The organism is Aeromonas veronii (assembly GCF_040215105.1).
Classification (GTDB): domain Bacteria; phylum Pseudomonadota; class Gammaproteobacteria; order Enterobacterales; family Aeromonadaceae; genus Aeromonas; species Aeromonas veronii_G.
Genome location: NZ_CP157875.1, coordinates 257,663 through 277,500, shown reverse-complemented (window position 1 = coordinate 277,500; position 19,838 = coordinate 257,663). Strand labels below are relative to the sequence as shown.

The window sequence follows — 19,838 nt, the reverse complement described above, 5'->3', positions numbered from 1 at the left end:
CTCGTGCAGTACTCCGTCGATCTCGACTTCAGTAACCGCACAACCGGGCATAGATGACAGCAAAATACGACGCAGAGCATTGCCCAGCGTGTGACCAAAGCCACGCTCAAGCGGCTCGAGAGTCACTTTCGCGTGAGTCGGGCTAACTTGCTCGATGTCAACTAGCCGCGGTTTAAGAAAATCTGTTACAGAACCCAGCATTGTGTCCTCTCTTTAGAAGCTAGCTTTACTTGGAGTAAAGCTCGACGATCAGCTGTTCGTTAATGTCGGCAGACAGGTCGGAACGCTCTGGCAGGCGCTTGAAGGCACCTTCCATCTTAGCAGCGTCAACCTCTACCCAAGTCGGCTTCTCGCGCTGACCAGCAACTTCCAGGGAAGCTTTGATACGCGCTTGCTTTTTAGCCTTCTCACGAACGCAGATCACGTCCTCAGGGGATACCTGGAAAGAAGGAACATTCACGACACGGCCGTTTACCATGATGGCTTTGTGGCTCACCAGCTGACGAGATTCAGCACGAGTGGCGCCGAAGCCCATGCGGTAGACGACGTTGTCCAGACGACCTTCCAGCAGCTGCAACAGGTTTTCACCGGTGTTACCCTTTTGACGGGCAGCGTCGCGGTAGTAGTTGCGGAACTGTTTTTCCAATACGCCGTAGATACGACGTACTTTTTGTTTCTCGCGCAGTTGCACACCGTAGTCGGACAGACGCGCTTTACGCGCACCGTGTTGACCAGGAACGGTGTCAATCTTGCACTTAGAATCAATCGCACGAACACCAGACTTCAGGAAGAGGTCGGTGCCCTCACGACGGCTAAGCTTAAGCTTAGGACCGATATATCTTGCCATCTTCTTTCTCCAACAATCCTAGACCAAGTAGCTACCAGCGTTACACGCGGCGCTTCTTGGGAGGACGACAACCGTTGTGCGGGATCGGAGTCACATCAGTAATGTTAGTGATGCGGAAACCAGCCGCGTTCAGAGCGCGGATGGAAGACTCACGACCGGGACCCGGACCTTTGACCATGACTTCCAGGTTCTTCACGCCGTATTCTTTGGCGATCTCACCAGCACGCTCAGCAGCTACCTGGGCAGCAAACGGAGTGGACTTACGGGAACCACGGAAACCGGAACCACCAGAGGTAGCCCAAGACAGAGCATTGCCCTGACGGTCAGTAATGGTCACGATTGTGTTGTTGAAAGATGCATGAACGTGCGCAATACCGTCGCTCACTTGCTTTTTAACGCGCTTGCGAGCACGAGTCGGAGTTTTAGCCATTTTCTACCTTCCCGTTACTTCTTGATAGCCTTGCGCGGACCCTTACGGGTACGAGCATTGGTCTTGGTACGTTGACCACGAACAGGCAGGCTACGACGGTGACGCAAACCACGGTAGCAACCCAGATCCATCAATCGCTTGATGTTCATGGAAATCTGACGACGCAAGTCACCTTCAACGGTGAATTTACCTACTTGCTCGCGCAGACTCTCGATCTGAGCTTCGTCCAAGTCTTTAATTTTCACATTCTCAGCAATACCGGCTGCGGCACAGATGGCCTTGGAGCGGGTACGACCGACGCCATAAATTGCAGTCAACGCAATGACTGCGTGCTTATGGTCAGGAATGTTAATGCCAGCGATACGGGCCACTGTTCACTCCTACGTAGCGTAGATAACGACCACCACAAAGCCCGTGAGCGGATACGTGGCGGTCAACCAATACACAACAAAAGTTGGCTGGCTATATTAGCCAGCACAACTATTTGTTGCAAGTACTAACCGTAAAAAATTAGCCTTGGCGCTGTTTATGCTTTGGCTCACTGCAAATCACACGCACCACACCGTGACGCTTGATGATTTTGCAGTTACGGCAGATTGCCTTAACGGAAGCACGAACTTTCATTGCTTAACTCCGTAACTACGCCGACCTTTAGCGGCCGTAGCCCTTCAGGTTGGCCTTCCTCAGGACGTCGCCATATTGATGAGACATCATATGGGTTTGTACCTGAGCCATGAAGTCCATGATAACCACCACGATAATCAGCAGCGAAGTGCCACCGAAATAGAACTGTACGTTCCAGGCAGTCATCAAGAACTGAGGTACCAGACAGATAAAGGTTATATAGAGCGCACCTGCCAATGTCAGGCGTGTCATAACCTTATCGATGTAACGTGCTGTCTGCTCGCCCGGGCGAATCCCCGGGATAAAGGCTCCACTCTTCTTCAGGTTATCTGCTGTCTCGCGGGGGTTGAATACCAACGCGGTATAGAAGAAGCAGAAGAAGATAATGGCTGCTGCATAGAGCATTTCATACAGGGGCTGACCCGGCTGCAGGACCATAGAGACCTGTTGCAGGATATCAGCGACCTTGCCCTCGCCCTGACCAAACCAAGAGGTAATGGTCCCAGGGAAGAGGATAATGCTCGATGCGAAAATCGCAGGAATCACACCGGCCATATTCACTTTCAATGGCAGGTGTGTGCTTTGCGCGGCGAATACCTGGCGGCCTTGTTGACGTTTGGCATAGTTAACGACGATACGACGCTGACCACGCTCCACGAACACCACAAAGTAAGTCACTGCGAAAACAATCAAGCCCAGCAACAACAACAGCAGGATGTGCAATTCCCCTTGACGTGCCTGTTCGGCCGTAGCGCCAATGGCATGAGGCAGACCGGCAACGATACCTGTGAAGATAATCAACGAGATACCATTACCAATCCCACGCTCGGTAATCTGTTCACCCAACCACATCAAGAACATGGTACCGGTGACCAGACTCACAACGGCTGTGAAATAGAAGCCCAAACCCGGATGAGTCACGAGTCCTTGCATCATATTCGGCAGACCGGTTGCGATACCAATGGCCTGGAAAGTTCCCAAAACCAGCGTGCCCCAACGGGTATATTGGCTAATCTTGCGACGGCCGGCTTCACCTTCCTTCTTGAGTTCAGCAAGAGCGGGGTGAACCACAGTCAGCAGCTGGATGATGATCGACGCCGAAATGTACGGCATGATCCCCAGCGCAAGAATAGAAGCACGCGAGAGTGCACCACCACTGAACATGTTGAACATCTCAATGATGGTGCCCTTCTGTTGTTGGAACAACTCGGCCAGTACGGCGGCGTCAATACCAGGAATCGGCACATAAGAGCCTGCACGGAAAACGATAATCGCCCCGAGAACGAAGAGCAGACGGCTCTTCAGTTCACTCAGACCACCTTGTGCTTTAACATCCAATCCTGGTTTCTTAGCCATTGTACTGATTATTCCTCGATTTTACCGCCAGCGGCCTCGATGGCTGCACGTGCACCCTTGGTGACGGACAGACCACGAACAGTCACAGCACGGTCAATGTTGCCAGACAGAACAACTTTAGCGAACACGATGTTTTTGGTAATAACACCGGCTTGCTTCAGAGTGCTCACATCGACCACATCACCTTCTACCAGGGCGATTTCGTTCAGACGCACTTCGGCAGACACCAAAGATTTGCGGGAGAAGAAACCGAACTTCGGCAGACGGATTTTCAAAGGCATCTGGCCACCCTCGAAGCCGTTGCGAACTTTGCCGCCACCGGAACGAGAAGTTTGACCTTTAACACCACGACCACCAGTTTTGCCCAGACCAGAACCGATACCACGGCCCGGACGGTGCTTAACGCGCTTGGAACCAGCGGCCGGAGACAGAGTATTCAGACGCATGCTTAGCCCTCCACCTTAACCATGTAATAAACCTGGTTGATCATGCCGCGTACGCAGGGAGTATCTTCCAGCTCAACGGTGTGACCAATGCGACGCAGACCCAGACCACGCAGAGTCGCCTTGTGCTTTGGCAGACGGCCGATAGAGCTGCGAGTTTGAGTTACTTTTACAGTGTTAGCCATGTCGCATTACCCCAGAATTTCTTCAACGCGCAGACCACGCTTGGCAGCGATCTGTTCCGGCGATTGGCCGTGTACCAGAGCGTCTACAGTTGCGCGAACAACGTTGATTGGGTTGGTGGAACCGTAGGTCTTAGCCAGCACGTTGTGGATACCAGCCACTTCCAGCACGGCACGCATGGCGCCGCCGGCAATGATACCAGTACCTTGGGAGGCCGGCTTCATGAACACGGTGGAGCCAGAGTGAACACCACGCACCGGGTGGTGCAGAGTGCCGTTGTTCAGCTCAACCTTGTTCAGGTTACGCTTAGCCTGTTCCATTGCCTTTTGAATGGCAGCCGGAACTTCACGGGCTTTACCGTAACCGTAACCTACACGGCCGTTACCATCACCCACCACGGTCAACGCGGTGAAGGACATGATACGACCACCTTTAACAGTTTTCGAAACACGGTTTACTGCAATCAGCTTTTCTTGCAGTTCGCCGGCTTGAGATTCGATTTTAGCCATCTTCGACTCCTAGCTTAGAACTGAAGACCAGCGTCACGAGCAGCGGCAGCCAGAGCGGCTACACGACCGTGATACTTGAAACCGGAACGATCGAAAGATACGTTCTGAACGCCTTTGGCAATCGCACGCTCAGCGATAGCTTTACCTACAGCGGTAGCTGCATCAGCATTACCGGTGTATTTGATAGCTTCACTGATGGCTTTCTCTACTGTGGAAGCAGAGGCCAGAACTTCGGAACCGTTGGCTGCGATAACCTGCGCATAGATATGACGCGGGGTACGGTGAACAACCAGACGGGTAGCTCCCAGTTCCTGCATCTTTTTCCGAGCACGAGTAGCACGACGGAGACGAGCTGCTTTCTTGTCCATAGTGTTACCTTACTTCTTCTTAGCTTCTTTAGTACGCACTTGCTCATTGGCATAGCGTACACCCTTGCCCTTGTAGGGCTCCGGAGCGCGGTAAGAACGGATATCGGCGGCGACTTGGCCAACCAGCTGCTTGTCCACACCACGGAGAACGATCTCAGTAGCGGTCGGGCATTCAGCGGTGACACCAGCCGGCAGCGCATGCTCTACCGGGTGAGAGAAGCCCAGAGCCAGCGCGACAGCATTGCCCTTGATGGAGGCTTTGTAACCTACACCAACCAGCTGCAGCTTGCGCTCGAAGCCTTGGGTAACACCGATTACCATGTTGTTGACCAATGCACGGGCAGTACCGGCCTGAGCGTCAGCACCAGCGATGCCGTCGCGCGGGGCGAACTTCAGTACATTGTCTTCTTTGGTCACTTCTACACCGGCGTGGATGGAACGAACCAGGGAACCTTTACCACCTTTGATGGACAGTTCCTGACCGTTCAGAGTCACCTCTACGCCAGCAGGAATAGTGACGGGTGCCTTAGCAACGCGAGACATTTCCGACCTCCTATTAAGCGACGTAGCAGATGATCTCACCACCCATGCTTGCCTTGCGGGCAGCACGGTCGGTCATCACACCTTTAGACGTGGACACGATAGCAACACCGAGACCGCCCATGACTTTCGGCAGATCAGTAGTGCGCTTGTAAATACGCAGGCCGGGACGGCTCACGCGTTGGATCAGTTCTACAACCGGCTTGCCCTGGAAATATTTCAGTTCAATTTCCAGTTCCGGCTTCACGTCACCAGCTACGGAGTAGCCAGCGATGTAACCTTCTTCTTTCAGCACTTTGGCAATAGCCACTTTCAGCTTGGAAGAAGGCATGGAAACCGCAACTTTGCTCGCCGCCTGACCGTTACGGATGCGGGTCAGCATATCCGCGATCGGATCTTGCATGCTCATAGTCTAACTCCCGAGATTCTTACCAAGAGGCCTTTTTGAGGCCTGGAATTTCGCCCTTCATGGCATGCTCACGCACCTTGATGCGGGACAGACCAAACTTGCGCAGGAAACCGTGCGGACGACCAGTAATATTGCAACGGTTACGCTGGCGGGACGGACTGGAATCACGGGGCAGCTGTTGCAGTTGCAAGACAGCGTCCCAACGCGCTTCTTCAGAAGCGTTCATATCAACGATGATAGCTTTCAGCTCGGTACGCTTGGTCGCGAACTTGGCTGCCAGCTTCGCACGCTTTGCTTCGCGCGCTTTCATGGATGTTTTAGCCATAACCCTAACCTTACTTGCGGAATGGGAAGTTAAAGGCAGCCAGCAGAGCACGGCCTTCTTCGTCGGTATTCGCGGAAGTGGTGATGGTGATATCCAGACCACGGACGCGATCGACCTTGTCATAGTCGATTTCCGGGAAGATGATTTGCTCACGCACGCCCATGGAGTAGTTACCACGGCCATCGAACGCCTTGGCGTTCAGACCACGGAAGTCACGGATACGCGGTACGGAGATGCAAATCAGCCGTTCCAGGAACTCCCACATACGCTCGCCACGCAGGGTTACTTTACAACCTATCGGGTAGCCTTCACGAATCTTGAAGCCCGCAACAGATTTGCGTGCTTTGGTGATCAGCGGTTTCTGACCGGAAATGGCAGCCATATCGGCAGCAGCATTTTCCAGCAGTTTCTTGTCAGAGATCGCTTCACCAACACCCATGTTCAGGGTGATTTTCTCGATCCGAGGGACTTGCATGATAGTCTTGTAACCGAACTGCTTGGACAGTTCATTTACTACATCGGATTTGTAGTAATCATGCAGTTTCGCCATCGTTAAACTCCAATTACTTCACAAGTTCGCCGGTGGATTTGAAGAAACGGACTTTCTTGCCGTCTTCAATCCGGAAACCAACGCGGTCAGCCTTGCCAGTGGCAGAGTTGAACAGCGCGATGTTAGATACATCGATGGGGGCTTCTTTGGTGACGATACCGCCAGCCTGACCCAGTGCGGGTACCGGCTTCTGGTGTTTCTTCACCTGGTTGATGCCTTCAACGATTACCTTACCTTTTGCAATCAGGACTTGAGTGACTTTGCCACGCTTGCCCTTGTCTTTGCCGGTAAGAACAATTACTTCGTCTTCGCGACGGATTTTAGCTGCCATCGTTCGACTCCTTACAGTACTTCGGGTGCCAGGGACACAATCTTCATGAACTTCTCATTACGGAGTTCACGGGTCACCGGGCCAAAAATACGAGTACCGATTGGCTGTTGGTTGTTGTTAAGCAACACAGCCGCATTGTTGTCGAAACGGATGACAGAGCCGTCCGGACGACGAACGCCTTTACGGGTGCGTACGACCACCGCGTTATACACATCACCTTTCTTCACTTTACCGCGAGGAATAGCTTCCTTGATGGAAACCTTAATGATGTCGCCGATGCCGGCGTAACGGCGGTGCGAACCACCCAGAACCTTAATACACATTACACTGCGAGCGCCGGAGTTGTCGGCAACACCCAGCATACTTTGCATCTGGATCATCTTAGTGCTCCGCTTTGTTTACTTCTTATCCCTTGCGGGGATCTGGCTGCCTTCAAAAGGCGCGAAACTATAACACAGCTGTTTTTGAAAAGGTAGCCTAAAAAACAAACGGCCCCGATAAGGGGCCGTTTGAGCTAAAAAGTACCGATTAGGCCTTTTCTACGACAGCAACCAGGGTCCAGGACTTGGTCTTGGACAGCGGGCGGCACTCGCGGATTTCCACGAGATCGCCAGCTTTACACTCGTTGTTCTCGTCGTGTACGTGCAGCTTGGTAGTGCGCTTGATGATCTTACCGTAGATCGGGTGCTTTACCTTGCGCTCGATAGCAACAGTGATGGACTTGTCCATCTTGTCGCTGATTACACGACCTTGCAGAGTACGGATCTTGTCAGTCATTACGCACCTGCCTTCTCAGTCAGTACAGTCTTGATACGTGCGACGTCACGACGCACTTGTTTCAGAGTGTGAGTCTGAGCCAGCTGGCCGGTGGAAGCTTGCATGCGCATGTTGAATTGCTCACGCAGCAGACCCAGCAGCTCCTGGTTCAGTTCTTCGACGCTCTTTTGACGCAGATCTTGGGCTTTCATCACATCACCGTCTTGATTACGAAAGTGGTCTGAACGGACAGCTTAGCAGCGGCCAGGGCGAATGCTTCACGGGCCAGAGCCTCGGGAACACCGTCCATCTCGTACAGAACTTTGCCAGGCTGGATCGGGCATACCCAGTATTCGACGTTACCCTTACCTTTACCCATACGAACTTCGAGGGGCTTTTCGGTAATCGGCTTGTCCGGGAACACACGGATCCAGATTTTACCCTGACGCTTAACGTGACGGGTCATGGCACGACGGGCTGCTTCGATTTGACGAGCAGTCAGTTGACCACGGGATGTCGCCTTCAGGCCGAAGGTACCGAAGGATACTTCGTTACCGGAGTTGGCCAGACCGCGGTTACGACCCTTGTGGGTCTTGCGGAATTTAGTACGCTTTGGTTGCAACATTTACCGAATCTCCTTACTTGGCAGCGCGGCGCTTGTTGTCACGCTTGGGCTTCGCAGGAGCTTGCTCTTGAGCAGCGGCAGCATTGACTGCAGCCAGACCGCCCAGAACTTCGCCCTTGAAGATCCAAACTTTAACGCCGATCACACCGTAAGTGGTGTGGGCTTCAGAAGTTGCGTAGTCGATGTCGGCACGCAGGGTGTGCAACGGCACACGACCTTCACGGTACCATTCGGTACGCGCGATTTCAGCGCCGCCCAGACGACCGGACACTTCAACTTTGATGCCCTTGGCACCCAGGCGCATGGCGTTCTGTACGGCGCGCTTCATAGCGCGACGGAACATTACGCGACGTTCCAGCTGAGAAGTGATGCTGTCGGCAACCAGTTTGCCATCCAGCTCCGGCTTGCGGACTTCGGAAATGTTGATCTGAGCAGGCACGCCAGCAATAGTGGCTACAGCTTTGCGCAGTTTCTCAACGTCTTCGCCTTTCTTGCCGATCACGACACCCGGACGAGCAGTGTGAATGGTCACACGGATGCTCTTGGCCGGACGCTCGATAGTGATCTTGGACAAGGAAGCGTTTTTCAGCTCCTTGGTCAGGAACTGGCGTACTTGGAAATCGCTGTACAGGTTGTCAGCGAAGTCTTTGGTGTTCGCGAACCAGGTAGAATTCCAAGGCTTGGTAATACCCAGGCGAATGCCATTAGGATGTACTTTCTGACCCATTGCTTATCTCCCAGCCTTAGCGTCGGATACCACTACAGTGATGTGAGCGGTACGCTTGAGGATACGATCCGCGCGACCTTTGGCACGCGGGCGGATGCGCTTCATGGAGGGACCTTCGTCTACCATGATGGTGGCAACACGCAGGGCGTCGATGTCGGCGCCTTCGTTGTGCTCAGCGTTGGCAATGGCAGATTCCAGCACTTTCTTCACCAGAACAGCAGCCTTTTTCGGGCTGAAGGTCAGGATGTTCAGAGCCTTGTCTACGGACAGACCACGTACTTGATCGGCTACCAGACGAGCTTTCTGGGCAGAAGTACGGGCATAACGGTGTTTAGCGATAGCTTCCATCATTTATCCCTTAGCGCTTCTTAGCCTTCTTATCAGCAGCATGGCCGCGATAAGTACGAGTCGGTGCGAATTCACCCAGTTTGTGACCGATCATTTCTTCGGTAACGAAAACCGGAACGTGCTGACGACCATTATGGACAGCGATGGTCAAACCGATCATGTTCGGGATGATCATTGAACGACGGGACCAGGTCTTAACCGGCTTTTTATCCCCGCTTTCCACCGCTTTCTCTACCTTCTTCAGCAAGTGCAGGTCAATAAATGGACCCTTCTTGAGAGAACGTGGCATGGTGATTCCTCTATGTTAACAATTACTTGTTACGACGACGTACGATGTACTTGTCGGTACGCTTGTTCTTACGGGTCTTGAAGCCCTTAGCCTTCTGGCCCCATGGGGACACAGGCTGCATGCCCTTGTTACGACCCTCACCACCACCGTGCGGGTGATCAACCGGGTTCATCGCCATACCGCGAACGGTCGGACGAATACCACGCCAGCGGTTTGCACCGGCTTTACCCAGTTGACGCAGCATGTGCTCGGAGTTACCGACTTCACCGATGGTAGCGCGGCACTCGGCCAGAACTTTACGTACTTCGCCGGAACGCAGACGCAGAGTTACATAGTTACCTTCACGAGCCAGGATCTGGATGAAAGTACCAGCGGAACGAGCCAGCTGGGCACCTTTACCAGGCTTCATCTCTACGGCGTGAACGGTAGAACCGACCGGGATGTTACGCATCGGCAGGGTGTTACCTACCTTGATCGCAGCATCAGCACCAGAAGCGATAGCATCACCTGCTTTCAGGCCTTTCGGAGCCAGGATGTAACGACGCTCACCATCTGCATACAGCACCAGGGCGATGTTTGCGGTACGGTTAGGATCGTATTCCAGACGCTCTACTTTGGCCGGAATGCCGTCTTTGTCGCGCTTGAAGTCGACCAGACGGTAGTGTTGCTTGTGACCACCACCGATGTGACGAGTGGTGATGCGGCCGTTGTTGTTACGACCACCGGACTTGCTTTTGCTGTCCAGCAGAGCGGCGAAGGGCTTGCCCTTGTACAGCTCTTGGTTGACGATCTTGACGACGTGGCGGCGGCCCGGAGAAGTAGGCTTGCACTTAACGATTGCCATTTTTGAGAACTCCTCTTACTCGGCTGCGCCCATGAAGTCGATGTCCTGACCCGCTTTCAGGGTGACATAAGCCTTCTTCCAATCGGAACGACGGCCTACGCGTGCACCTGCGCGCTTGGTCTTACCCTTCATGTTCAGGGTACGGACGGTCTCAACTTCGACCTCGAACAGTTTCGCAACTGCAGCTTTGACTTCCGCCTTGGTGGCATCAACAGCAACTTTGAACACGATAGTGTTCTGCTTTTCTGCAACCATGGTGCTCTTTTCAGAGATGTGCGGAGCCTTCAGAACTTTCAACAGACGTTCTTCGCGGATCATGCCAGCATCTCCTCGATTTGCTTCACTGCATCAGCAGTCATCAGAACCTTGTCGAAGGCGATCAGGCTGACCGGGTCGATACCGGCAACGTCACGCACGTCAACTTTGTACAGGTTGCGAGCAGCCAGGAACAGGTTCTCATCGACTTCAGCGGTCACGATCAGAACGTCAGTCAGTTCCATCTCTTTCAGCTTGGCGATCAGTTCTTTGGTCTTCGGAGCTTCGATGCCGAATTTCTCAACAACGATCAGACGCTCTTGACGTACCAGCTCGGACAGGATGCTACGGATAGCGCCGCGGTACATCTTCTTGTTTACTTTTTGGCTGTGATCTTGCGGCTTAGCAGCAAAGGTCACACCACCGGAACGCCAGATGGGCGAACGGATGGAGCCAGCACGGGCACGACCAGTACCCTTCTGACGCCACGGCTTTTTGCCGCCACCAGACACTTCAGAGCGAGTCAGCTGCGCACGAGTACCCTGACGGGCACCAGCGGCATAAGCAACGACAACCTGGTGAACCAGGGCTTCGTTGAATTCGCGCCCGAAGGTAGTCTCGGAAACTTCAAGAGCGCTCTTGGCGTCTTTCATTACCAATTCCATTACTATCTCCTCAGACGTTACGCTTTGACGGCAGGTTTAACGATCACGTTGCCGTTGGTTGCACCCGGTACTGCGCCTTTGATGAGCAGCAGGTTGCGTTCAGCGTCAACACGAACCAGTTCCAGGTTCTGAGTCGTTACACGCTCAGCACCCATGTGACCAGCCATCTTTTTGCCCTTGAATACACGGCCCGGGGTCTGGTTTTGACCGATGGAGCCAGGTACACGGTGGGACAGAGAGTTACCGTGGGTCATATCCTGGGTACGGAAGTTCCAGCGCTTAACAGTACCGGCAAAACCTTTACCCTTGGATGTGCCGGTAACGTCTACCAGCTTAACGTCAGCGAGAAGATCTACTTTCAGCTCGCTACCAACAGTGAAAGTTTCACCGTTGTTCAGGCGGAATTCCCACAGACCGCGACCGGCTTCTACACCAGCTTTGGCAAAGTGGCCAGCTTCCGGCTTGGTTACACGGCTGGCTTTCTTGGCGCCAGTGGTAACCTGAATAGCGTTGTAGCCGTCGGTTTCTACAGATTTGACCTGAGTTACACGGTTAGCTTCAACTTCGATAACAGTCACCGGGATAGAAACGCCATCTTCGGTGAAGATGCGAGTCATACCCACTTTGCGACCTACAAGACCGATTGTCATTGTTATCAACCTCTTTCCGTAATTAACCCAGGCTGATCTGGACGTCTACACCAGCTGCCAGATCCAGACGCATCAGCGCGTCTACGGTCTTGTCAGTCGGTTCAACGATGTCTACCAGACGCTTGTGAGTGCGGATCTCGTACTGATCACGCGCGTCTTTGTTGACGTGCGGGGAGATCAGAACGGTGAAGCGCTCTTTGCGAGTCGGCAGCGGAATAGGACCGCGAACCTGCGCGCCGGTGCGCTTTGCAGTTTCAACGATTTCCGCAGTGGATTGATCGATCAGGCGATGATCAAAAGCCTTCAGGCGGATACGGATTCTTTGGTTCTGCATTGACAGAGCTCCAATAGATAAAAGAACATAAATCAACACCGCCCGACCGGGATTACTCCCGCCAGAGGTGTGATTTTTCACGTTTCCCCCCATATCGGGAGGACTGTATGGCTGGCCCGCGTAAACGAGAAGCTCAGCATGCAGACATATCGTCTGGCTTACCTCATGGGTAAGCGGAGGGGATTATACGGATTTTTTCAATTCATGCAAGAGAAGGCGAACAGATTGTGCACAATCATCCGTCGCGGACGGATCTCGCCCAGGCGGCCTCGCCTGACCTCGATACCATGATGACGACAAGGTGCCGAGCGGACTGCTAGACTGCGCCCCTGCCTCTGTCAACGGAACGACCGCGATGCTCAAAGATCAGAAGAAAGCCTACCAGTATGGACTTTGCGCCGTGGCGCTCTGGTCGACAGTCGCCACCGCCTTCAAGATATCCCTCACCTATTTCGAGCCCGTGCAGTTGCTGCTCGTCGCCGCCTTCACCTCGACCCTGACCCTCACCGCCATCGTCGCCAAGCAGGGCAAGCTGCCCCTGTTGCTGAACTACATCCGGGCTCGCCCTCTCTATTATCTGGCCCTGGGGGTACTGAACCCCTTTCTCTATTACCTGCTGCTGTTCAAGGCCTATGATCTGCTACCCGCCCAGCAGGCTCAAACCCTCAACTACACCTGGGCCATCACCCTCAGCCTGCTGGCGGTTCCCTTCCTCGGCCAGAAGCTGCGCCGCCGGGACGGGGTCGCCATCGTGCTGGGCTACTTCGGCGCCCTGGTCATCGCCACCAAGGGAGACGTGTTCGGCCTGCAGTTCGACAGCCCCCTCGGCGTGACCCTGGCGCTGGTATCGACCCTCATCTGGGCCGGCTACTGGATCCTCAACACCCGCAATCAAGGGGATCCCATCGTCAACCTGCTGCTCGGCTTCCTCATCAGCCTGCCTTTCATCGTCGTGGCGACCTGGCTGATAGCGGGCTTCGCCATGACCGCCTGGCAAGGCTGGGCCGGCGCCATCTATGTGGGGCTGTTCGAGATGGGCTTCGGCTTCGTGCTCTGGCTGATGGCCCTGCGTCACGCCACCAACACGGCCCCCATCAGCAACCTCATCTTCATCTCCCCCTTCGCCTCGCTGGTACTGCTGAATCTGCTCATCGGCGAGACCATACACCCGGCCACCCCCATCGGATTGGCGCTGATCGTGGCGGCCCTGCTCACCCAGCAACTCAAATACGGCAAGCGCTACCGCAACAAGGTCGGCTCCGAAGGCTGAAAACACAGAGGGCGCATCCTCCGATGCGCCCTCTGTCTCAATCTACCCACTCCAGCGGCTGCTGCTTGGGCAGCCGTATCTCCACCAGCAGGCCCCCGAGTGCCGAGCCACCGAGCCGTATGGTGCCGTGATGCAGAGAGACTATCTTGGCGACGATGGCCAGCCCCAGGCCACTGCCGCCGACGGTACGTGCCACATTGCCCTGGGTGAAGGGCTTGAGCACCCGCTGATAATCCTGCTCCGCGATACCGGGGCCATTGTCAGAGAGCCGTAGTCGTACCCAGTGGCCATCATCCTTGAGCTCGGCCTGCAAGCGGCTCGCCCCGTAGCGCAGTGAGTTGCCCGACAGATTGTTGAGGATGCGCCTCAGGCTAACGGGGTTGCAGGCCACCCGCACCGCCTGCTCCGGCAACAGCAGCTCCACCTCCAGGCCCTGATCGGTCTGCATCAGCAGGGCATCGTGGATCAGCTGGGTCAGGTCGATCTGCTGGATGTCCAGCCCCTCGTCCGGCCGGATGTAGTCGATGAACTGATCGATGATGGCATTGGACTCGTCGATGTCCGCGTTGATGCTCTCCTTGAGGTACTCATCCCCGGAAGACATCATCTCGGTCGCCAGCCGGATGCGGGTCAGGGGGGTTCGTAAGTCATGGGAGACCCCCGCCATCATCAGGTTGCGCTCTTCTATCAGACTCTTGATGGAGCTCGACATGTGGTTGAAGGTGCGGGTCAGACGGCGTACCTCCCGGGAGCCCTGCTCACTCAGCGCATCGGGGAAGTTGCCGCGGGCCACCGCCACGGCCCCCGCCTCCAGATCCTCCAGCGGGCGCACCAGCTGGCGGGCGAATCGCCAGGCCGCGAACAGGGTCACCACCAGCAGCACGCTCATATAGAGCAGCAGCGGCTCAATATCGTCATCCTCAATCTCGGTCAGCGGGATCCGCACCCACATCTGGCTGGCCTGGGGCGGCTGGATCCAGATGATGTAGTGATCCTGGATCTCGACCCTGACCTTGGTCTTGCCCTTCAGCTCGTTGCTGATGTTCTCTTCCAGGTAGGGATAGGGCTTGGAGTCGTTGAGTCCGTGCTGCTCCGCCTCGCTCTGGGTATAGATGTCGCTGCCGGTCGCCACATAGACCAGAGCCTCGGCGTCTTCGCTCAGGGCTAGCTGATTGCTATCGACGGGGAAGATGAGTTTGACCTGGTTGGCCAACAGATGGCTGATCTGATTGACCGCCGGCGACAGCAGATAGTTGTAGAAGGTGACATAGGAGACAAACTGATAGACCACCAGCACGGCGGCTAGAAACCAGAGCATGCGGGAAAACATGCTGCTCACTCGTTTCATGCGCCATCACCGTCCGGTACGAACACATAGCCCAGACCCCAGACGGTCTGCAGATAGCGCGGCTGGGCAGGATCCTGCTCCAGCAACCGACGCAGGCGGGAAACCTGCACGTCGATGCTGCGCTCGGTGGCGGTGTACTCCCTCCCCCGGGCCAGATTCATCAGCTTGTCGCGGGAGAGCGGCTCGCGCGGGTGGCTCACCAGCACCTTGAGCACGGCGAACTCGCCGCTGGTCAGGGCGACCGGTTCTCCATCCCGGCTCAGCTCCCGGGTCGCCAGGTTGAGTTGATAGGCACCGAAGGTCACCATCTTCTCGGCGGCGGAGGGGGCACCGGGCAGCTCGACGGTATGGCGGCGCAACACGGCGCGGATCCGGGCCAGCAGCTCGCGGGGATTGAACGGCTTGGGCAGATAGTCATCGGCCCCCATCTCGAGACCGACGATGCGATCCACCTCGTCCCCCTTGGCGGTGAGCATGAGCACCGGGATCTGGTTGCCCGCTTCCCGCAGGCGGCGGCAGATGGATAGGCCATCTTCCCCCGGCAGCATCAGATCCAGCACCATCAGGCTGAAGTTCTCACGCGTCAACAGCCGGTCAGCCTGCTCGCCGTTGGCGACCCCCCGTACCATGAACCCCTGCTCGGTAAGATAACGCTCCAGCAGGAAACGCAGTTTCAGGTCATCGTCGACCACCAGGACCTTGTATTGCTGACTCATGCTTGCCACTCCTCTCTCGCTGCCCCCAATACTAGGGCTCCCCCTCCCAACGGCAAAGCATAAATATGTTACCGGTTATTACCCCGGACGCGGCTAAAACTCCGGGCTATGGTCAGAGCCCGGGCCTCTCTGATACCTTTGCCCCCACAGCCGGGGCGCCATCACCAAGACTCCGGACAGAACAACCTCCCTTATCAGGTCGTAACAGGGGCTGATTACGCCATGAAAACCAAACTCATCACGCGAGAAGGCTACAACAGGCTGCGACAAGAGCACGACATGCTGTGGCGAGAGGAACGGCCCGAGGTCACCAAAAAGGTGGCCTGGGCGGCCAGCCTCGGCGATCGCAGCGAGAATGCCGACTACCAGTACAACAAGAAGCGGCTGCGGGAGATCGACCGCCGGGTGCGCTACCTGCGCAAGTGTCTGGAGGAGCTCACCATCGTCGACTACGCCCCCTCCCAGGAGGGCAAGGTGTTCTTCGGCGCCTGGGTCGAGGTGGAGAGCGAGGAAGGGGAGACCAAGCGCTTTCGCATCGTCGGCTATGACGAAATCTTCGGTCGCAAGGATTACATCTCCATCGACTCCCCCATGGCCCGCGCCCTGCTGAAGAAAGAGGTGGGTGACGAGGCCATCGTGCGTACGCCAGTGGGTGACGCCTGCTGGTATGTGAACGAGATAAGCTACCCCCGTTGAACCGCCGAGGGAGCCCCACTCCCTGCCCCCATGCAGGTTGACCAGTCCGCCATGCCCCCGGCCAGGCTGGCATCCACCGTCCCTAGCCCCTATAGTGCTTCCACCCGGCGCCCAGGGCGCAAACCGGCCGGGTGGTGCCCTTGCTGAGCCAGGGCGTCACCTCAGGCCAGTTGGATAGAACCGACCATTAGAGACCCCCGATGCAGAGCCAACTCATAGAGAGACAGATCGCCACCGAGCTGAATGCTCGTCCCGATCAGGTGCAGGCCGCCGTGCGCCTGCTGGACGAGGGGGCGACCGTCCCCTTCATCGCCCGTTACCGCAAGGAGGTGACCGGCGGGCTGGACGACAGCCAGCTGCGTACCCTGGAGAGCCGCCTCGGCTACCTGCGGGAACTCGAAGATCGCCGCCAGGTGATCATCCGCTCCATCGAGGAGCAGGGCAAACTCACCCCAGAACTCGCCCGCGACCTGCGCGAGGCGGACAGCAAGACCCGGCTGGAAGATCTCTATCTGCCCTACAAACCCAAGCGCCGCACCAAGGGGCAGATGGCCATCGAGGCCGGACTCGAGCCCCTGGCGGATCGGCTGCTCGCCGATCCCATGCGTGACCCCGAGCAGGAGGCCAGCGCCTTCCTCAACGCTGAACAGGGCATCACCGATACCAAGGCCGCCCTCGACGGCGCCCGCTACATATTGATGGAACGCTTCGCCGAGCAGGCCGACCTGCTGGAGAAGCTGCGGGACTACCTGTGGCACAACGCCACCCTGCGCGCCCGGGTAGTGGCGGGCAAGGAGCAGGAAGGGGCCAAGTTCAAGGATTACTTCGAACACGACGAACCCCTGCACAAGGCCCCCTCCCACCGGGTGCTGGCCATGCTGCGCGGCCGTAACGAGGGGGTGCTCAACCTGGCGCTGGTGACCGGCGAGGATGAGAGCGCCAGCCCCTGCGAGGGGATCATCGCCCATCACCTCAAACTGAACCTGCAGAACCGTCCGGCGGACAAGTGGCTGCAGGGGGTGGTGAGCTGGACCTGGAAGATCAAGCTTTCGCTCCAGATGGAAACCGAGCTGGTCGGCCGCATCCGCGAGAGTGCCGAAGAGGAGGCGATCCAGGTGTTTGCCATGAACCTCAAGGATCTGCTGATGGCGGCACCGGCCGGCATGCGCTGCACCATGGGGCTGGATCCCGGCATCCGTACCGGCGTCAAGGTCGCCGTGGTGGATGCCACCGGCAAGCTGGTCGATCACGCTACCATCTATCCGTTCGAGCCGAAAAAACAGGTGGATCAGAGCCTGCGCACCCTGAGCGAGCTGTGCCAGAAGCACAAGGTCGAGCTCATCAGCATCGGCAACGGCACCGCTTCCCGGGAAACCGACCGCCTGGTGAGCGATCTGTTCGAACGCTACCCGACGGCCAAAGCCCAGAAGATTGTCGTGAGTGAAGCCGGTGCCTCCGTCTACTCCGCCTCCGAGCTCGCCTCCCAGGAGTTCCCGGATCTCGACGTCTCCATCCGCGGCGCCGTCTCCATCGCCCGCCGGTTGCAGGATCCCCTGGCCGAGCTGGTCAAGATCGATCCCAAGAGCATCGGGGTCGGTCAGTACCAGCACGATGTGGGCCAGAGCCAGCTGGCCCGCAGGCTCGATGCCGTGGTCGAGGATTGCGTGAACGCGGTCGGGGTGGATGTGAACACCGCCTCGGTCGCCCTGCTCAACCGGGTCTCCGGCCTCTCCCAGACCCTGGCCCAGAACATCGTCGCCTACCGGGACGACAACGGCGCCTTCCACAATCGCCAGCAACTGCTCAAGGTGAGCCGGCTCGGCCCCAAGGCATTCGAGCAGTGCGCCGGCTTCCTGCGCATTCGCGGCGGCAGCAACCCGCTGGATGGCTCGGCGGTTCACCCGGAGTCCTACCCCGTGGTGGAGCGGATCCTGGCACGGCTCCAGCAGCAGGTGGAGAGCCTGCTCGGCAACGCCACCCTGCTCAAGAGCCTGAAACCCGCCGACTACACGGATGAGCGCTTCGGCGTGCCCACCGTCACCGACATCATCGGCGAGCTGGACAAGCCGGGCCGCGACCCGCGCCCCGAGTTCAAGACCGCCACCTTCAAGGAAGGGGTCGAGAAAATCAGCGACCTGGTGCCCGAAATGGTGCTGGAGGGGGTGGTCACCAACGTCACCAACTTCGGTGCCTTCGTCGACATCGGGGTCCATCAGGACGGCCTGGTGCACATCAGCTCCCTGACCGATCGCTTCGTGAAAGATCCCCGCGAGGTGGTCAAGGCGGGTGACATAGTGCGGGTCAAGGTGCTGGAGGTGGACGCCCCCCGCAAGCGCATCAGCCTGACCATGCGTTTGCAAGAGAAGGCCGGCGAGAAGAGTGGGCCAGGGCGCAAGCCGGCGGAGCCACGCCAGGGCAACGCCGGTCGGGACAAGCCTCGAAGCGAATCCCGCCAGAGCGCGCCCCAGACCGGCATGGGGGGCGCCATGGGCAACGCCTTCGCCGCCGCCCTCTCCAAGGCCAAGAAGTAAGAGAGCAAAATGCAAAAAGCCCCGCGAGGGGCTTTTTGCTGGGTATGCAGATTAAATTCCTTGCCAGCGGCGCGGCGGATGTGGGCTCCACTGACCCGGCCGTTCAGATATCCTGGCTGAAATAGTGGCGGGGGGCGGGACGGCTTGCCTGCTGATAATGCTGCGCAATCACCTGGTTGCGTCTGTCCATATAGGCCCCGAGCGGGCTGGGCGACGTCTCGGCATCGGCGGCCATCAGCGCCTTGCGGGCCTGCGCCTCCTTGACCGCGGCGCTGCGGGCCACACTCAGATCCTGAGAAGAGGGTTCGACCGGCGCCAGGGCGGCCGCCCGCACCTGCTGCATCTTAACCAGGGTAGCGGCCGGATCTCCGTGGATGACGCCGACATCGATGGCGACCTCCCCCCCACTGGCATAGCGTCTGCCATCCGGCCCCTGGGCATACTCATAGGTCGGGCTGCCCGCGCGCTCGCCACCGGCCGTCTGGTGAGCCTGCTCATGCTTGCGTACCTCGAGATCCCGCTCCGCTAGCGCCTCTATCTGCCGCCGCTGCCTCTGTTGTTCCTGCTGGCCGGACTCCTGCTGCCTGCGCTTGCCCTCCTCATCCGTGGCCTCCACGAAACGATGGGGCAGGGTTGCCGGATGGCCGGTCTGGGCACTCTCTCTGCTGGACTGGGACTGTGGATTGGCATTGCCGGGGGCCGATCGGGATCGATCTTTTTGGGAGGCGACACCGGATTCGGCATTGGCGGCCTCCCCTTGCCGCAACAGGGGCACCAGCTCGGCACGGCGATTGTCAGTCTGCGCTGCTTCCGTCTGCGGATGCAGCTGGTTCGGCACCATGGTTGGCAGACTGATGTTGATGTTCATC

General features: G+C 57.1%; 33 protein-coding genes (1 of these 33 cut by a window edge). 3 read left to right on the top strand and 30 right to left on the bottom strand.

The window, feature by feature from the left end; all coding sequences use genetic code 11:
* From ABNP46_RS01365 to rpsJ, 27 genes are all read right to left on the bottom strand, one after another.
* A protein-coding gene (locus ABNP46_RS01365; RefSeq protein ID WP_005307997.1) for a DNA-directed RNA polymerase subunit alpha crosses the window boundary here: on the bottom strand, nucleotides 1-201 show its 5' end (the start). The gene continues 789 nt to the left of window position 1, outside the view; 201 of the gene's 990 nt are visible here — the first part of the coding sequence; it begins with the start codon at nucleotides 199-201; its stop codon lies off the left edge, out of view.
* 25 nt (nucleotides 202-226) lie between these two features.
* On the bottom strand, nucleotides 227-847 hold the full coding sequence (gene rpsD, locus ABNP46_RS01360; RefSeq protein ID WP_010672568.1) for a 30S ribosomal protein S4: 621 nt from the start codon (nucleotides 845-847) through the stop codon (nucleotides 227-229).
* Between the two features lie 40 nt (nucleotides 848-887).
* Complete coding sequence (gene rpsK, locus ABNP46_RS01355; protein ID WP_005319702.1) at nucleotides 888-1,277, bottom strand: 30S ribosomal protein S11; 390 nt, start codon at nucleotides 1,275-1,277, stop codon at nucleotides 888-890.
* A gap of 14 nt (nucleotides 1,278-1,291) precedes the next feature.
* Complete coding sequence (gene rpsM, locus ABNP46_RS01350; RefSeq protein WP_005307991.1) at nucleotides 1,292-1,648, bottom strand: 30S ribosomal protein S13; 357 nt, start codon at nucleotides 1,646-1,648, stop codon at nucleotides 1,292-1,294.
* A 139-nt stretch (nucleotides 1,649-1,787) separates the two neighbouring features.
* On the bottom strand, nucleotides 1,788-1,901 hold the full coding sequence (gene rpmJ, locus ABNP46_RS01345) for a 50S ribosomal protein L36 (RefSeq protein WP_005319705.1): 114 nt from the start codon (nucleotides 1,899-1,901) through the stop codon (nucleotides 1,788-1,790).
* A gap of 27 nt (nucleotides 1,902-1,928) precedes the next feature.
* On the bottom strand, nucleotides 1,929-3,257 hold the full coding sequence (gene secY, locus ABNP46_RS01340) for a preprotein translocase subunit SecY (protein ID WP_349920653.1): 1,329 nt from the start codon (nucleotides 3,255-3,257) through the stop codon (nucleotides 1,929-1,931).
* An 8-nt stretch (nucleotides 3,258-3,265) separates the two neighbouring features.
* Complete coding sequence (rplO, locus tag ABNP46_RS01335; protein WP_005307987.1) at nucleotides 3,266-3,703, bottom strand: 50S ribosomal protein L15; 438 nt, start codon at nucleotides 3,701-3,703, stop codon at nucleotides 3,266-3,268.
* A 2-nt stretch (nucleotides 3,704-3,705) separates the two neighbouring features.
* The gene (gene rpmD, locus ABNP46_RS01330) at nucleotides 3,706-3,885 is read right to left on the bottom strand and encodes a 50S ribosomal protein L30 (RefSeq protein WP_005307985.1); all 180 of its coding nucleotides are present in this window, start codon (nucleotides 3,883-3,885) and stop codon (nucleotides 3,706-3,708) included.
* A 6-nt stretch (nucleotides 3,886-3,891) separates the two neighbouring features.
* Complete coding sequence (gene rpsE / locus ABNP46_RS01325) at nucleotides 3,892-4,392, bottom strand: 30S ribosomal protein S5 (RefSeq protein ID WP_100860714.1); 501 nt, start codon at nucleotides 4,390-4,392, stop codon at nucleotides 3,892-3,894.
* Between the two features lie 14 nt (nucleotides 4,393-4,406).
* The gene (gene rplR / locus ABNP46_RS01320; RefSeq protein WP_025325389.1) at nucleotides 4,407-4,760 is read right to left on the bottom strand and encodes a 50S ribosomal protein L18; all 354 of its coding nucleotides are present in this window, start codon (nucleotides 4,758-4,760) and stop codon (nucleotides 4,407-4,409) included.
* 9 nt (nucleotides 4,761-4,769) lie between these two features.
* Nucleotides 4,770-5,303: a 50S ribosomal protein L6 gene (rplF, locus tag ABNP46_RS01315; RefSeq protein WP_349920652.1), complete on the bottom strand. Its 534-nt coding sequence runs from the start codon at nucleotides 5,301-5,303 to the stop codon at nucleotides 4,770-4,772.
* Nucleotides 5,304-5,316: 13 nt separating this feature from the next.
* Nucleotides 5,317-5,709 carry a 30S ribosomal protein S8 gene (gene rpsH, locus ABNP46_RS01310; protein ID WP_005307980.1) on the bottom strand — a complete coding sequence of 131 codons (393 nt, stop codon included), beginning with the start codon at nucleotides 5,707-5,709 and terminating at the stop codon, nucleotides 5,317-5,319.
* 19 nt (nucleotides 5,710-5,728) lie between these two features.
* Complete coding sequence (gene rpsN, locus ABNP46_RS01305; protein ID WP_005331161.1) at nucleotides 5,729-6,034, bottom strand: 30S ribosomal protein S14; 306 nt, start codon at nucleotides 6,032-6,034, stop codon at nucleotides 5,729-5,731.
* 10 nt (nucleotides 6,035-6,044) lie between these two features.
* Nucleotides 6,045-6,584, bottom strand: coding sequence for a 50S ribosomal protein L5 (gene rplE, locus ABNP46_RS01300; protein WP_005331162.1), 540 nt, complete (start codon nucleotides 6,582-6,584; stop codon nucleotides 6,045-6,047).
* Nucleotides 6,585-6,597: 13 nt separating this feature from the next.
* Nucleotides 6,598-6,915, bottom strand: a complete 318-nt coding sequence (gene rplX, locus ABNP46_RS01295) for a 50S ribosomal protein L24 (protein WP_025325387.1) — start codon at nucleotides 6,913-6,915, stop codon at nucleotides 6,598-6,600.
* An 11-nt stretch (nucleotides 6,916-6,926) separates the two neighbouring features.
* A complete protein-coding gene (gene rplN / locus ABNP46_RS01290) occupies nucleotides 6,927-7,295 on the bottom strand; it encodes a 50S ribosomal protein L14 (protein WP_005307975.1) in 369 nt (122 codons plus the stop codon).
* Nucleotides 7,296-7,443: 148 nt separating this feature from the next.
* Nucleotides 7,444-7,692 carry a 30S ribosomal protein S17 gene (gene rpsQ / locus ABNP46_RS01285; protein WP_005307966.1) on the bottom strand — a complete coding sequence of 83 codons (249 nt, stop codon included), beginning with the start codon at nucleotides 7,690-7,692 and terminating at the stop codon, nucleotides 7,444-7,446.
* Nucleotides 7,692-7,883 carry a 50S ribosomal protein L29 gene (rpmC, locus tag ABNP46_RS01280; protein WP_005307965.1) on the bottom strand — a complete coding sequence of 64 codons (192 nt, stop codon included), beginning with the start codon at nucleotides 7,881-7,883 and terminating at the stop codon, nucleotides 7,692-7,694. Before rpmC ends, rpsQ begins: the two co-directional genes overlap by 1 nt.
* Nucleotides 7,883-8,296, bottom strand: coding sequence for a 50S ribosomal protein L16 (gene rplP, locus ABNP46_RS01275; protein WP_005307963.1), 414 nt, complete (start codon nucleotides 8,294-8,296; stop codon nucleotides 7,883-7,885). The genes rpmC and rplP overlap by 1 nt, the downstream gene beginning before the upstream one ends.
* Before the next feature lie 13 nt (nucleotides 8,297-8,309).
* A complete protein-coding gene (gene rpsC / locus ABNP46_RS01270; RefSeq protein WP_005307962.1) occupies nucleotides 8,310-9,023 on the bottom strand; it encodes a 30S ribosomal protein S3 in 714 nt (237 codons plus the stop codon).
* Nucleotides 9,024-9,026: 3 nt separating this feature from the next.
* On the bottom strand, nucleotides 9,027-9,371 hold the full coding sequence (gene rplV / locus ABNP46_RS01265; protein WP_005319741.1) for a 50S ribosomal protein L22: 345 nt from the start codon (nucleotides 9,369-9,371) through the stop codon (nucleotides 9,027-9,029).
* Between the two features lie 10 nt (nucleotides 9,372-9,381).
* On the bottom strand, nucleotides 9,382-9,660 hold the full coding sequence (rpsS, locus tag ABNP46_RS01260) for a 30S ribosomal protein S19 (protein WP_005307960.1): 279 nt from the start codon (nucleotides 9,658-9,660) through the stop codon (nucleotides 9,382-9,384).
* Between the two features lie 22 nt (nucleotides 9,661-9,682).
* Nucleotides 9,683-10,504, bottom strand: a complete 822-nt coding sequence (gene rplB / locus ABNP46_RS01255) for a 50S ribosomal protein L2 (RefSeq protein ID WP_100292730.1) — start codon at nucleotides 10,502-10,504, stop codon at nucleotides 9,683-9,685.
* Between the two features lie 15 nt (nucleotides 10,505-10,519).
* A complete protein-coding gene (gene rplW / locus ABNP46_RS01250; RefSeq protein WP_005307955.1) occupies nucleotides 10,520-10,822 on the bottom strand; it encodes a 50S ribosomal protein L23 in 303 nt (100 codons plus the stop codon).
* Nucleotides 10,819-11,424: a 50S ribosomal protein L4 gene (gene rplD / locus ABNP46_RS01245; protein ID WP_005340616.1), complete on the bottom strand. Its 606-nt coding sequence runs from the start codon at nucleotides 11,422-11,424 to the stop codon at nucleotides 10,819-10,821. Before rplD ends, rplW begins: the two co-directional genes overlap by 4 nt.
* Before the next feature lie 17 nt (nucleotides 11,425-11,441).
* Nucleotides 11,442-12,074, bottom strand: coding sequence for a 50S ribosomal protein L3 (gene rplC / locus ABNP46_RS01240; RefSeq protein ID WP_010672559.1), 633 nt, complete (start codon nucleotides 12,072-12,074; stop codon nucleotides 11,442-11,444).
* Nucleotides 12,075-12,096: 22 nt separating this feature from the next.
* The gene (rpsJ, locus tag ABNP46_RS01235; RefSeq protein ID WP_005307944.1) at nucleotides 12,097-12,408 is read right to left on the bottom strand and encodes a 30S ribosomal protein S10; all 312 of its coding nucleotides are present in this window, start codon (nucleotides 12,406-12,408) and stop codon (nucleotides 12,097-12,099) included.
* Between the two features lie 355 nt (nucleotides 12,409-12,763).
* On the opposite strand from rpsJ, the gene ABNP46_RS01230 reads away from it, so the two are divergent.
* Nucleotides 12,764-13,678, top strand: a complete 915-nt coding sequence (locus ABNP46_RS01230) for a DMT family transporter (protein ID WP_349920651.1) — start codon at nucleotides 12,764-12,766, stop codon at nucleotides 13,676-13,678.
* 37 nt (nucleotides 13,679-13,715) lie between these two features.
* Here ABNP46_RS01230 and envZ read toward each other — a convergent pair whose 3' ends face one another.
* A complete protein-coding gene (envZ, locus tag ABNP46_RS01225) occupies nucleotides 13,716-15,026 on the bottom strand; it encodes a two-component system sensor histidine kinase EnvZ (protein ID WP_349920650.1) in 1,311 nt (436 codons plus the stop codon).
* The gene (ompR, locus tag ABNP46_RS01220) at nucleotides 15,023-15,742 is read right to left on the bottom strand and encodes an osmolarity response regulator transcription factor OmpR (protein ID WP_349920649.1); all 720 of its coding nucleotides are present in this window, start codon (nucleotides 15,740-15,742) and stop codon (nucleotides 15,023-15,025) included. The genes envZ and ompR overlap by 4 nt, the downstream gene beginning before the upstream one ends.
* Nucleotides 15,743-15,964: 222 nt before the next feature.
* Here ompR and greB point away from each other — a divergent pair, with 222 nt between their 5' ends.
* Nucleotides 15,965-16,438, top strand: a complete 474-nt coding sequence (gene greB / locus ABNP46_RS01215) for a transcription elongation factor GreB (RefSeq protein ID WP_100860708.1) — start codon at nucleotides 15,965-15,967, stop codon at nucleotides 16,436-16,438.
* A gap of 200 nt (nucleotides 16,439-16,638) precedes the next feature.
* Nucleotides 16,639-18,969 (top strand): Tex family protein, encoded by a 2,331-nt coding sequence (locus ABNP46_RS01210; RefSeq protein WP_349920648.1) that lies wholly within the window; start codon nucleotides 16,639-16,641, stop codon nucleotides 18,967-18,969.
* A gap of 103 nt (nucleotides 18,970-19,072) precedes the next feature.
* Here the strand turns inward: ABNP46_RS01210 and ABNP46_RS01205 are convergent, their stop codons facing one another.
* On the bottom strand, nucleotides 19,073-19,837 hold the full coding sequence (locus ABNP46_RS01205; RefSeq protein ID WP_349920647.1) for a putative metalloprotease CJM1_0395 family protein: 765 nt from the start codon (nucleotides 19,835-19,837) through the stop codon (nucleotides 19,073-19,075).
* Nucleotide 19,838 lies beyond the last annotated feature (1 nt).